Below are 11,976 nucleotides of genomic sequence, written 5' to 3'. Positions count from 1 at the left end.
TAACTTTACTGTCTTTATTTTGCTATAATTAGTGACAAGGCTGATGAAAAAATGAGATGGTTAACTTATGGAATACGAATTTATACATGATGCAATAACGGGTGATGCAAAAGCGCGATTTTCCTTAGAGCATGAGGTAATAGGCCCATGGATTGAAGTCGAATTAGGAAGTGATCACACCAAATTAAAGCACCTGTTAACAGTGATTGATGATATTGAAAAGGGTTCTCAAAATGAGGTTGTTATTACTGGGCATGAATATACAATATCAATCAATCAAGATGATGTTGAAATACATACTAATGCAAGCCTAGATGGCATAGAGTCATTACCCGAAATGTTAACAACGGAACACATTCACTTTGATGAAAGTGAAGGAGCTGCTTGCGGCATTGATGATTTTAAAAAATTATTAGTTTCATGGGCAAAATTTAACAAAAATCTATAACGATGATTTTTAACGCATTTAAAGGTAATAAGACAATATTTTAGCTTATATAGCGCCATTAATTTGAAGAATAGTTTCTGGTAATTCTTCTTTCTTTATTCCTAAAATAGAAAGTATCGGCTTTTCTAAATAAGGCCAGTCAGAAGATGCTTCATCTAGATTCTTTAATGATACTACATGTTCAGCTAGCTTTAATATCGCAAATAAATCTTGCTCTGGTGAGCCATTTATTTTATCTAAATAATCTCTTTCGTGGTGTTGCAATATTATTTGGCATACATCTTTTGGTAAACGCCATGAGCTAGCCACATAATAGCCTAAAATAGCGTGATTCACCTGAAAATGTTGCTCTTCTAACGTGATTAATGATAAGTCAGAAGTCAATGTTAATTGCTCTACAACCGCTTGATAGTTAGTGTGTTTCATGGCCATCACTGGAATACCGCAATCATGGAACAATCCTAAACTAGAGAGTTTATCCATCGCAATATTTTGTTTGAATCTTTTCCCTATAGCTACAGTAGCATTAGAAATGTCTGTTGTGGTACGCCAAAAATCTTCTAGATTAATACTACAATTTTTAGGATCAAAACTTTTTTTGATGAGGCTGTTCGTGATCAGCATTACTACGCCATAAATACCGATATATTTTACTGACATTTTGATATCAGTAATGGTTCTATCTAATCCATATAATGGCGAGTTAACTGCTTTTAAAATGGCAGCACTAACCGCAATATCTTGGCTAATACAATCGGCAATAGCATTGATGTTAGGGTATGGGTCGGCCATTAATTTTAAAAGGTTAAGAAGTAATTGAGGCTGTGCAGGAACCGCAAAGCCTTTGCTAATATCATCTAAAACATTTTGATCAACAATAAGCATAACAAGAATAGTAATGTAAATTTAAAAGAGGGTAAATTCTAAAGCATATTAATGATAATTACTTAATAATATTAATATTATTAAGTAAATTTGTTAAAGTTTATTTTTATATTGCATATTTTTAAGGTTTTTATGAAAAATTGCGCAATTTTAACAATGGAAAACCTGTCTGACTTTGAGTGTTATGACAGTTTACTTGATAAACCTTTAGCACAGCGAGGCTGGCAAACTCAACTAGTGTCATGGCGTAGTGAAAATGTAGACTGGCAACAATTTGACGCTGTTATTATTCGAAGTCCATGGGATTATCAAGATGATGCTAGTTCTTTTCTTTCGGTATTAGAAGAGATTGAGCTTTCAAGTACCGTCTTACAGAATTCGTTAGCTACTGTTCGTTGGAATATTGACAAAATATATTTAAAATCACTCGCCGAACAACGAGTCAATATTGTGCCAACTTTGTGGAGGAGTAACTTTTCAGCTAAAGACATCCTTAGTTTTTTTGACTACTTTAATTGTCAACAAATTGTGATAAAACCAAGAGTAAGTGCTAATGCAGATAATACTTTTTGGCTAAAAAAAGAAAGCTTTGAAACGGTTTTAAGTCAACTGGAAGTTATTTTTTCACAAGCTGAGTTTATGGTTCAACCATTTATGAATAGTGTCATTGAGGAGGGCGAGTTTTCATTATTTTATTTTGATGGCGAGTATAGCCACGCTATTTTAAAAACGCCAAAATCCGATGATTTTAGAGTGCAAGAAGAGCATGGTGGGCAGTTACAATCAATAGCTCCTGAGAAATCGCTATTAGCACAAGCGCAATATACTTTAACTGCGATTACCAAGTTAACAGGAGAGATCCCTTTATATGCACGTATAGATTTTGTTCGAGATAATAATTCTAAGGTAGGGTTTGCTTTAATGGAAGCTGAGTTAATAGAACCTTCACTTTACTTTAATATGGATAAAAATTCAGCGGATAGCTTTGCGGGGGCTTTTGTTAAACGGATGAGAGAAACTAGCTAAAATAGATGATTAATTCTTATGTATAATGCCCTTAAATATTATATTTATGGGCATTATATTTATTTTACAGCATACTTATAATTTATATAGCAAAGTAGCTAACGTGTTATATAAATCATTGTTGTGAAAAAAAGTATAATTACCGCATTAAATATTAAAATATATGTAAAACCTTTAATACCTTCTTTTAAGCTATAGCCATGGTTATCGAGGTACCACCACCAAATAGCACTCATGAGAATAGGTAATATAAAGAAAAATTTAATCATGTTAATGTCCTGATGAATTAGTTGTAAGCCCAGATTTCTTTGTTTTTATTGGTTTAACCACTTCATGCCAGGGAGCTACTTTCAAAAGCATTAACATACCGGGCACAGCTAATGCGGTACATAGAAAATAAAATTGAGTCCAACCTATTTGTTCAACAATAAAACCTGTTGTGGCATTAGCAAATGTTCGAGGCAGTACAGCTAATGCCGTAAAAAGAGCTATTTGTGTAGCCGCAAAAGCAGGGTTGGTTGTACGTGCTATAAAAGCGGTAAAAGCCGCAGTGCCTAAACCTACACCTAAATATTCAAACCCCATTGCTATGGCTAAAGCATAATTATTATGACCAATTTCAGCAAGGGCAGCAAACCCAAGAATACTTGCTATTTGGACAAAACCAAACAACCACAAGGCACGATTTATACTGACCTTTATCATGACAAGACCACCCACAACTATACCGACTGTCATAGCAATGAGTGAGGATGTTTTAGCGATAACACCAATTTCTGTTTTACTAAATCCCATATCAATAAAAAATGGCGTTTGTAGGGCTGTGGCCATATTGTCCCCTAATTTATATAACACTAAAAAGGCGAGTGTATAGCAGGCTGGTTTAAAGCCATTACTTTGTATAAAGTCTTTAAAAGGTAGAATAACTGCATCTTTTAAGGATTTAGGGGCGCTTTGCTCAGTATCTAATTCTTTAATAAATAAGGTTAATAAAACACCGACAACCATAAATGCAGCAACAATCATAAAAACAGATTGCCAACTAATATGATCGGCAAGGATAAAGGCTAATGAGCCAGGTACAAGGCCAGATAAACGATATGCTTGAACATGGATCGAGTTTCCAAGACCTAATTCATTATCAGGGAGTAATTCTCGTCTATATGCATCTAAGACAATATCTTGACTAGCACTAAAAAAAGCTACTGCGGCAGCCAAGTAGGCGACAGACCAAATATTGGCTACGGGGTTTAGCCAACCAAAAGCAGCGATTGAACCAAGTAATAATAGCTGTGTTGCTAGCATCCAACTTCGTCTTCTACCAAGGCCGCCTAACGAATAACGATCTATCAAGGGAGACCAAATAAATTTCCATACATAGGGAATGCCTATTAAAGAAAATAAGCCTATTTCTGCTAAACTAACGCCTTGATCACGAAGCCAACCAGGTACTAATTGATAAAGTACAAATAAAGGTAAGCCAGAGCTAAAACCTGTAAAAATACAAATTAGCATACGCTTGTTTAAAATAGCTTGTTTAAACGATGTATTCGACATTAATTACTACTGTGTAAAATTGATTATACAAGCTTATCAGACAGTTGAGCTGAGCAGAAGAACATTAATATGATTAAGCTCAATGTTGATTAAGCAATAGGCCGCCAGCCGATACAATCAATAGGATAACTACCAACACCATTAAAAAAATCAAGGCAGGTGTTAATTTCACTTTTAAAGAATAAATCATCTTTTAAAGCTTGCGCACCATTGACACTTATTTCATGAACTAAATGCCAAAAAACACGTTCTTGCGCGCTACTCGGTGTTTCATCTACTACATTTAACAAAGTCCATTCACTCATAGTATCTATAATAAAATTATCTAATTCAGTATAGTGAATAGTCCTGTTGATAACGGCGTTAACATACGCCACCATTTGTATTACTTTAGCATTGATAAATTGCTCAATTATCATGAAGGACCCCATGAAGACATCCTTGCTTCCCGAAAAATTTAATGGATGAAACTTATAAGTTGTCATGCTCGACAACGAAGGATTAAAAGAATTAAGTATATACATTTATTAATGTTAAAGGTTTTTTTGTCAAAAAAAACTAGCTATTATTTTTAATAAATATGTAACATTATATTAATTCATTATAGAACGAAGCAATTTTTTAGCTAGTTAACAAGAAAACATTCATACGTTAAAGCGACCTTATGACGCTATTACTTGAGTGTCTTTTAGGTCATTACTCCGCGGGTAACAGTGTTGCCTTAATTAACATTACAGGCTTTACTGGTACATTTTCCCAACCGACAGCTTCGTTATATTCAGTTTTTACCTTAGCTATCGCTTCCAGTACTTCTTCACCTTCCATAATCATACCAAAAACAGCATATCCCCAACGTCTACCGGGATCTAAGTTAGAGTTGTCATTAATATTAAAGAAGAATTGTCTGTTGGCTGTATGCGGTCTATTTTCTTTTGCCATAGCGATCGTGCCTACTTCATTTTTTAAACCATTACCTGATTCGTTAATAATGTCGCCGTTCGTTTTTTTAGGAACAAAGTCAACATCATAGCCACCACCTTGTACTATAAAGTCTTCGACAATACGATGAAAAATAGTATTGTTGTATTCACCGGTAACAACATAAGTTAAAAAATTATCAACAGTTATTGGTGCTTTAACACGATCTAGTTCAATAACAATTATTCCCATTGTAGTTTCTAATTTCACTTTTGGGTAAATATTGGTTGGATCAATGGCAAGGTTTTTAGAGAAGGTTACTGCACTAAATAAAGTCAAACTAAGTAGCAGTGCACGGGTAAATGTATGAGTAGTCATTAAGTTATAAAACATTCGCATTGTATGAATTCCTCTAAGGGAGTTATATTAAAAAATCATTGATTTTTTGATTTGCTATAATCTGCTGTAATAATTTGGCTAAACGTTCATTAAAATTACGTTCTAATACGGCAATATCAGCCTTGAATGGCCCATCACTATTACCACGGTTTTTAAAGGTACTCGTGAGTGTTTCCGAGCCATTATTCACGATCACTTTTAATATGATTTCTGTTTGTACTTTATATTCGAAGGTTGCTTGTTCAACATTGATAATCGCTTTATCAATACTGATATTAATGTTGTTAATAGCATTATTGTTCAGTGTTAAATGTTGCTTTTTCCAATGTTCGGTTAAAGTATCTTGAATCGTATTTTCAAGCCTTTCTTGAGCTGAAACGAGTATAGCTGCTTTACCCTCTCGCATAATTTGCACGATATGATTTGACGTGCGCATGTCGACAACATCAAGCTGAGCTTTTTTATTGCTTTGCACAGTATTCGATACGTTCATTATTTCAGGGGCAATAATTATGTGGCTAGGAACATTGGCACATCCATATAACCCTAATAAAAGTAGACATGCCGTAACTTGATGGATAACAGTATTAAATTTCATGAGAGGTCGTCGCTTTTCTTGTTAATCAATTTTTTGCAATGAGTCATTATTTTCAACATCAGTATATAGACTAGAGTATCATATCGGACTATCGCTTTATTGCCGATTGTGTAACAAATTTATCATTACTGGCAATTAGCTTTTCATTACCAAAAATCCGTTTTAGTTTTATATGATATGCCAATTGCCTATTACCAATAATGCGTAACTCTCCTCCTTTTTTCAATACTCTATGGCTATCTTTGAACATTTGCCATGCAATATGGTCTGTCGTCGCGGCTTGCTGATGAAAAGGTGGATTACATAAAATTAAGTCAACACTATTACTTTCAACATTGCTTAAACAGTCATTGAGCTGAAACTGACAATGCGTGATTAAATTAGGTAAGTTATTACTAATATTTTCTCTGGCAGATGTTATTGCCATATGAGATTCATCAAAAAACTGTATTTTTGCGCTAGGTTGTTGAGCTAATATGCTTAAACCGATAACGCCATTACCGCAACCTAAGTCTATTACTTCACTATTTTCTGCTACACAGGGTAAGTTCTCAATAAAATATCGAGCCCCTATATCGAGTTTTTCTCGTGAATACACATTGGCATGATTACTAATAGTAAAATCACAATTTAGCGCTTTATTCGGGAGTGGCCATATCGTTGGAAAAGGTGATTTATGCTTTTGTTTTTGATCAAATTGACAAAACACTAAACGGGCTTTTTTTACCGCAAGCGAGGTTGTTGTTGTACCTAAATATTTTTCAAATAATTTCAGTGTCGAACTATGAATATCTTTTGCACGATCAGCTGCAATAAAGATAGGTTTTTGTCCTGTTACATTTTGATCAACACAATCCTTAATCATGATTAATTGTTCTATTAACAACGATTTACTTTTAGGTATTTTAAATAGAATAACCTCAATATCTTGAGGAAGAGTGTCTAAACAATTCAGTTGCGTGATATTGTTATTACTCAATGAATTTTGCTCAATATTACAAGCAATTCCTTGGCTGCTAATATAGGAGTCATTAACACAATAGACATCTGGGTTATTTGGTTGAGTGATACTCGTCGTTTTGGGAAGGCAAAAGTGTGTCGTTAATGCACCAAAAGCATCATTAAAAATGACTATGCGAGATTTTTCAGAGAACAGTTGTTCAGTATTAATATAATTGAGTAAATATTCATCAGCAGCATCCCATGCTTGTAAACTGCGATTTACTTGGGCTAATGGAAAACGAACCAGTGTTAATTGTTTATCATGAAGAAAAAAAGGGCTAAGCATTTTAAAAGTAATGTTGGAGAGAAATTAATATGAGTTATTGTGACATATCCGCAAGCGACTTCAAAATATACTTGTTTAAATGTTGCTTCATCCCCATAAAAGTAACTAAAATAAAAAAGATTTAAAAAATTAAATAGATTAATAATACCAAACTAAATTTACTGTTAAATTTTTACTTTTGTCTCCTTGTTTATGGCATATAGAATTTAATCGACTAAAATTATTAGTACACCTTTCATTTTCTCGAGAATAATAATGTTTATAGCTACCGTCATTGAAGAAAAAATTCTCTCTGCTTTTTCCCCGTTACACTTAGATGTAATTAACGAAAGCAATAATCACAATGTACCGCCAGGAAGTGAGTCACACTTTAAAGTGACAATCGTTTCTAATAAGTTTGAGGGAGAACGCTTAATTAAGCGTCATCGCGCAATTAACTCTTTATTAGCTGAAGAGCTAGCAGGAAAAATACACGCACTTGCACTACATACATATACAGAAAAAGAGTGGCATGATTATTATGCTGACAATACGCCGTTGTCACCGAACTGTTTAGGTGGAGGTAAGTAATTTAACCACTTATTACTTCTTTTTTTAACTGCTCGTACCTCTTTGAGTTATTAGCAAGGTACAATAGCGGAAAATTCTCATACTATCGTGGTGTAATATGAGAATAAATTTATTCTTTATAAAAGTAATTTAAAAGGTTTTCTTATGGTTATCAAACCAAAAATTCGTGGTTTTATTTGTACTAATGCTCACCCAGTAGGCTGTGAAGCACATGTTAACGAACAAATTTCTTATGTTAAAAATCAATCATTTAGTGATAACGGTCCTAAAAACGTTTTAGTTATTGGTGCATCTACTGGCTATGGTTTGGCTTCTCGTATCACTGCAACATTTGGTCATAATGCTAGTACATTAGGTATATTCTTTGAAAAGCCACCAACAGAAAAGAAAACAGGCTCAGCAGGTTGGTATAATACTGCCGCTTTTCAAAAAGCAGCAGACGACGCAGGAATTTATTCTAAAAATATTAATGGTGATGCTTTTTCTCACGAAATTAAAGCGCAAGCAATTGAAACAATTAAAGCTGATTTAGGTAAAATCGATTTAGTTATATACTCATTAGCATCTCCACGTAGAACTGATCCTGATACGGGTGAAGTATACTCTTCTACTTTAAAACCAATTGGTGAAAGTGTTACCACCCGAAACTTAAATACTTCTAAACGCATTATTGATTCAGTTTCAGTAGAAGCAGCAAATGAAGAAGAAATTCAAGGTACTATCGATGTTATGGGTGGCGCTGATTGGGAGCTTTGGTTAAAGGCATTAAAAGAAGCTGATGTGTTAGCACAAGGTGTTAAAACTGTTGCCTATACTTATATTGGTAAAGAGTTAACATGGCCAATATACGGTAAAGCGACTATTGGTAAAGCAAAAGAAGATTTAGATCGCGCGGCTACAGCTATTAATGCTGCAACGGCGAGTCTTGATGGTCAAGCGCGTGTTACATCACTTAATGCAGTAGTAACGCAAGCAAGCTCAGCCATCCCAATTATGCCTTTATATATTTCAGCTATGTTTAAAGTAATGAAAGCTGATGGTACCTATGAAGGTTGTATTGAACAAATAGCTAATTTGTTTAAAGAGAATATTTATAGTAATAGTCCTCGTCTTGATGAAGAGGGACGTTTTCGTCAAAACTACAAAGAGCTAGAAGATAGCGTTCAACAACGTATAACTGACATTTGGAATACTGTAGAAACAGAGACTATTGATGATTTAACAGATTATGTTGGCTATCATCACGAATTTTTAAAATTATTCGGTTTTGATGTGGATGGGGTTGATTATGACGCAGATATCAGTCCGGAAGTCGGCATTAATAATCTAAGTTAATATCTTTTGAAATAGTGAATATTTAAAACCGATGCATGTCATCGGTTTTTTCTTTTTGAAGGACTTAATATACTCAACTATAATGAGGATAACTTAAAACTTTTTAGCTAATGATATGTCTACTTCTTTGTTTTCACATTTTTTTGAACGTAATGATAGTAATTATGTCGATTACAATAGACGTCTGTATTCTTTTTTAGGTTTTAGTTGTTTTGGCTGTATAGCACTATCATTCTTTAGCTATATTAATTATATCAATAACGATAAAGTCATTTTCTTAACTGTCTTTGTTACCCTTCTTATTTTTCTTGCTAATTTAGCGTTATTTTACTTATATAAATGCTTAGATTTAAGTTGTAATGTCATTAGTTTAAGTATTGTTATTTTTTGTATAGTATTAGTTTATCAAGGAGGAATTGATAACACTGCGCTTTATTGGACCTTCCCATTTCCGCTAGTACTTTTTGCTATGCTTGGTTATCTTTATGGGTCTATTACTAACGGATTTGTATTTGTATCCTTGTTACTTATGCTTAATAATCAGGAAATATTAATCGCGCATTATTCTGACTCAGAAGTTATTCGTTTCCTTTCTTCTTTTTTTGTCGTCAACATTCTTAGTTTTATTAACGAATATTTTCGCGAGCACAGTCATTCAGCGATGACAAATATTAATATATCTAAAGAGCAGCAAGCGAATACTGACATACTTACTAATTTACCTAATCGCCGTTTTATTGATGCCGTTTTTTTCCCTGCTAGCAAAGCGAAAGTGCCAAACAGGTTTCCTATGGTACTAATTATGGCTGATGTTGATAACTTTAAAAGCTTTAACGATCATTATGGTCATCACACCGGTGATCGTATTTTACAAAAATTAGCGCGTACAATGGAAAAGTCGATTCGTGATGAAGATATTGTTTCTCGAGTTGGGGGAGAGGAGTTTTTAATTATTTTTTCAAATACGGACTATGATACCGGCATGAAAATAGCTGAAAAAATCCGTTGTGCGATCAGTGAAATGAAGCTAAAAGATGAAAACCAAGAGTTGAAAATAACAATGAGCCTTGGGGTAACGATTGCTCATACATATAGCGAAATTGAAAGTAAGTTAAAAGAAGCAGATGAAAAGCTCTACCAAGCAAAAAATAGTGGGCGTAATTGTATTTTTTAAAATTTAGTTAACTGACTATTTTTATGTGCCAATAGTATTAAATTAACGACTTAACGTATTTTATTGTAATCTTCATTATTAGAGAATATCCTAAAAAACTAATTGATCTGTATCATAAAACCAGCCTTTTTTATTCAATAAATGCTCAAGTAGAAGCTTTTGTTCTTTTTTTAGTCCAAAAGATACCACTATAGTCTAAATTGTAGTGAAAATTTGTTAATGGGCGTAGAATGAAAAGACTTTTTTGTGGTAATATTTGTGTCAGAAAAGTTTAACTTAGAGCCAGTGGGTCTTATTTTTTCATATGAAGGAATAAGTTCTTTACTGAAATACACTGAAATCAATTACTTATATGTCTTTTTTTGTTGGGTTATGCCAATTATTAAGGATAAATATGTCGTTGATTTTTTACTCCCATCAAAAGTAGTGCAAGTGTTTATGATTACAATAAAAAAAGGCTTAGATGTTCCTGTTAAGGGAGCTCCACAGCAGGTAATCCATGATGGTCCGTCCATCAAAACCGTTGCAACATTAGGTGAAGAGTTTGTGGGTATGCGTCCAACCATGTTTGTAAAAGTGGGTGATCGCGTTAAAAAAGGTCAAGTAATTTTTAGTGATAAAAAGAACCTTGGCGTTAAATTCACAGCTCAAGCTTCCGGTGTTGTTAAAGAAATTAACCGTGGTGAAAAACGTATTTTACAGTCAGTCGTTATCGATATTGATGGCTCTGATAAAGAAATATTTGCTAGTTACTCTGCCAATGAATTAGGTGCTATATCACGTGAGAAAGTGGTTGAAAACTTAGTTGAATCTGGTCTTTGGACTGCAATTAGAACTCGCCCATTCAGTAAGATTCCAGCAATTGATAGTACTCCTCAAGCTATCTTTGTTAGTGCGATGGATACAAATCCATTAGCTGCTAACCCTGAAGTAATTATTGCTGAGCAAGCAGAAGCTTTCCAACAAGGTTTAACGATTCTGTCTCGTTTAACTGAAGGTGAAGTTTTTGTGAATAAAGCACCAGGGGCTAATATTCCTGTTGATGCTAATGCGACTGTAACTGAATTTGCAGGTAAACATCCTGCTGGTTTAGTGGGTACGCATATTCATTTCTTAAAAGCTGTAAGTGCTGAAAGATTCGTTTGGCATGTCGGTTATCAAGATGTGATTGCTATTGCAAAATTATTTACTACAGGTGAACTTGATAACACCCGTGTTATTTCGATTGCCGGACCAGCAGCTAAAAATCCTCGTTTAATTCGCACTACTTTAGGTGCTAATACAGGTGAATTAACTGCCGGTGAAACTATTGATGGTGAAGTGCGTGTAGTCTCAGGTTCATTATTAATGGGCGCAACGGCAACAGCAGTACATAGCTATTTAGGTCGTTATCATGTGCAAGTGTCTTTGATTCTTGAAGGACGCGATAAAGAGTTTTTGGGATATATGTATCCAGGCCCAAATAAATTCTCAGTGACACGTGCTTATATGTCTCACTTCTTCCCGAAGAAGTTGTTCAACATGACAACCACCACTAACGGTAGTTCACGTGCAATGGTACCAATTGGTAATTTTGAACGTGTTATGCCATTAGATATTTTACCTACCTTGTTGCTACGTGATATTTGTTCAGGTGATACTGATAGTGCGCAACAACTAGGTGCCTTAGAGCTAGACGAAGAAGATTTAGCACTGTGTACATTTGTTTGCCCAGGCAAAACAGATTACGGTGTCATTCTTCGTGACTGTCTAACTACTATCGAGAAGGAAGGTTAGTC

12 protein-coding genes are annotated in these 11,976 nt (G+C 34.3%); 6 read left to right on the top strand and 6 right to left on the bottom strand.

Annotated elements, in window-relative coordinates; all coding sequences use genetic code 11:
• Positions 1-67: 67 nt before the first annotated feature.
• Positions 68-448 (top strand): YacL family protein, encoded by a 381-nt coding sequence (locus tag Q4503_RS03120; protein ID WP_215973244.1) that lies wholly within the window; start codon positions 68-70, stop codon positions 446-448.
• Between the two features lie 45 nt (positions 449-493).
• On the opposite strand, the gene Q4503_RS03115 is transcribed toward Q4503_RS03120, so the two are convergent.
• Positions 494-1,333, bottom strand: a complete 840-nt coding sequence (locus Q4503_RS03115) for an HDOD domain-containing protein (RefSeq protein WP_215973243.1) — start codon at positions 1,331-1,333, stop codon at positions 494-496.
• Between the two features lie 132 nt (positions 1,334-1,465).
• Here Q4503_RS03115 and Q4503_RS03110 point away from each other — a divergent pair, with 132 nt between their 5' ends.
• Complete coding sequence (locus tag Q4503_RS03110; RefSeq protein WP_303601352.1) at positions 1,466-2,359, top strand: RimK family alpha-L-glutamate ligase; 894 nt, start codon at positions 1,466-1,468, stop codon at positions 2,357-2,359.
• A 270-nt stretch (positions 2,360-2,629) separates the two neighbouring features.
• Here Q4503_RS03110 and Q4503_RS03105 read toward each other — a convergent pair whose 3' ends face one another.
• The 5 genes from Q4503_RS03105 to Q4503_RS03085 all read right to left on the bottom strand — a co-directional run bounded on the left by Q4503_RS03105 (position 2,630) and on the right by Q4503_RS03085 (position 7,119).
• Positions 2,630-3,916, bottom strand: coding sequence for an AmpG family muropeptide MFS transporter (locus tag Q4503_RS03105; RefSeq protein ID WP_215973241.1), 1,287 nt, complete (start codon positions 3,914-3,916; stop codon positions 2,630-2,632).
• An 89-nt stretch (positions 3,917-4,005) separates the two neighbouring features.
• A complete protein-coding gene (locus tag Q4503_RS03100; RefSeq protein ID WP_215973240.1) occupies positions 4,006-4,335 on the bottom strand; it encodes a hypothetical protein in 330 nt (109 codons plus the stop codon).
• Positions 4,336-4,612: 277 nt separating this feature from the next.
• Entirely contained in the window at positions 4,613-5,233 is a 621-nt protein-coding gene (locus tag Q4503_RS03095) for a peptidylprolyl isomerase (protein ID WP_252727503.1), read from the bottom strand.
• A gap of 22 nt (positions 5,234-5,255) precedes the next feature.
• The gene (locus tag Q4503_RS03090) at positions 5,256-5,831 is read right to left on the bottom strand and encodes a YajG family lipoprotein (RefSeq protein WP_215973239.1); all 576 of its coding nucleotides are present in this window, start codon (positions 5,829-5,831) and stop codon (positions 5,256-5,258) included.
• 88 nt (positions 5,832-5,919) lie between these two features.
• Positions 5,920-7,119, bottom strand: a complete 1,200-nt coding sequence (locus tag Q4503_RS03085) for a methyltransferase (protein ID WP_303601351.1) — start codon at positions 7,117-7,119, stop codon at positions 5,920-5,922.
• Between the two features lie 255 nt (positions 7,120-7,374).
• Between Q4503_RS03085 and bolA the strand changes: the two genes are divergently transcribed.
• The 4 genes from bolA to Q4503_RS03065 all read left to right on the top strand — a co-directional run bounded on the left by bolA (position 7,375) and on the right by Q4503_RS03065 (position 11,974).
• The gene (bolA, locus tag Q4503_RS03080) at positions 7,375-7,689 is read left to right on the top strand and encodes a transcriptional regulator BolA (protein ID WP_215973237.1); all 315 of its coding nucleotides are present in this window, start codon (positions 7,375-7,377) and stop codon (positions 7,687-7,689) included.
• A gap of 144 nt (positions 7,690-7,833) precedes the next feature.
• The gene (gene fabV / locus Q4503_RS03075) at positions 7,834-9,024 is read left to right on the top strand and encodes an enoyl-ACP reductase FabV (RefSeq protein ID WP_215973236.1); all 1,191 of its coding nucleotides are present in this window, start codon (positions 7,834-7,836) and stop codon (positions 9,022-9,024) included.
• 115 nt (positions 9,025-9,139) lie between these two features.
• Positions 9,140-10,198 carry a GGDEF domain-containing protein gene (locus tag Q4503_RS03070; protein WP_303601350.1) on the top strand — a complete coding sequence of 353 codons (1,059 nt, stop codon included), beginning with the start codon at positions 9,140-9,142 and terminating at the stop codon, positions 10,196-10,198.
• Between the two features lie 438 nt (positions 10,199-10,636).
• Positions 10,637-11,974 carry a Na(+)-translocating NADH-quinone reductase subunit A gene (locus Q4503_RS03065; RefSeq protein WP_215973366.1) on the top strand — a complete coding sequence of 446 codons (1,338 nt, stop codon included), beginning with the start codon at positions 10,637-10,639 and terminating at the stop codon, positions 11,972-11,974.
• Positions 11,975-11,976: the final 2 nt, after the last annotated feature.

The sequence above is a fragment of the Colwellia sp. 6_MG-2023 genome (assembly GCF_030547765.1).
Classification (GTDB): domain Bacteria; phylum Pseudomonadota; class Gammaproteobacteria; order Enterobacterales; family Alteromonadaceae; genus Colwellia.
Note: the sequence above shows the minus strand (reverse complement) of the source record. Positions and strands in the feature narration are given on the sequence as shown.

Coding starts and splice junctions, on each gene's coding strand:
- Q4503_RS03070 (WP_303601350.1), top strand. CDS start 9,140: ATGTCTACTTCTTTGTTTTCACATTTTTTTGAACGTAATGATAGTAAT.
- Q4503_RS03065 (WP_215973366.1), top strand. CDS start 10,637: ATGATTACAATAAAAAAAGGCTTAGATGTTCCTGTTAAGGGAGCTCCA.
- Q4503_RS03110 (WP_303601352.1), top strand. CDS start 1,466: ATGAAAAATTGCGCAATTTTAACAATGGAAAACCTGTCTGACTTTGAG.
- Q4503_RS03115 (WP_215973243.1), bottom strand. CDS start 1,333: ATGCTTATTGTTGATCAAAATGTTTTAGATGATATTAGCAAAGGCTTT.
- Q4503_RS03100 (WP_215973240.1), bottom strand. CDS start 4,335: ATGATAATTGAGCAATTTATCAATGCTAAAGTAATACAAATGGTGGCG.
- fabV (WP_215973236.1), top strand. CDS start 7,834: ATGGTTATCAAACCAAAAATTCGTGGTTTTATTTGTACTAATGCTCAC.
- Q4503_RS03090 (WP_215973239.1), bottom strand. CDS start 5,831: ATGAAATTTAATACTGTTATCCATCAAGTTACGGCATGTCTACTTTTA.
- bolA (WP_215973237.1), top strand. CDS start 7,375: ATGTTTATAGCTACCGTCATTGAAGAAAAAATTCTCTCTGCTTTTTCC.
- Q4503_RS03105 (WP_215973241.1), bottom strand. CDS start 3,916: ATGTCGAATACATCGTTTAAACAAGCTATTTTAAACAAGCGTATGCTA.
- Q4503_RS03085 (WP_303601351.1), bottom strand. CDS start 7,119: ATGCTTAGCCCTTTTTTTCTTCATGATAAACAATTAACACTGGTTCGT.
- Q4503_RS03120 (WP_215973244.1), top strand. CDS start 68: ATGGAATACGAATTTATACATGATGCAATAACGGGTGATGCAAAAGCG.
- Q4503_RS03095 (WP_252727503.1), bottom strand. CDS start 5,233: ATGCGAATGTTTTATAACTTAATGACTACTCATACATTTACCCGTGCA.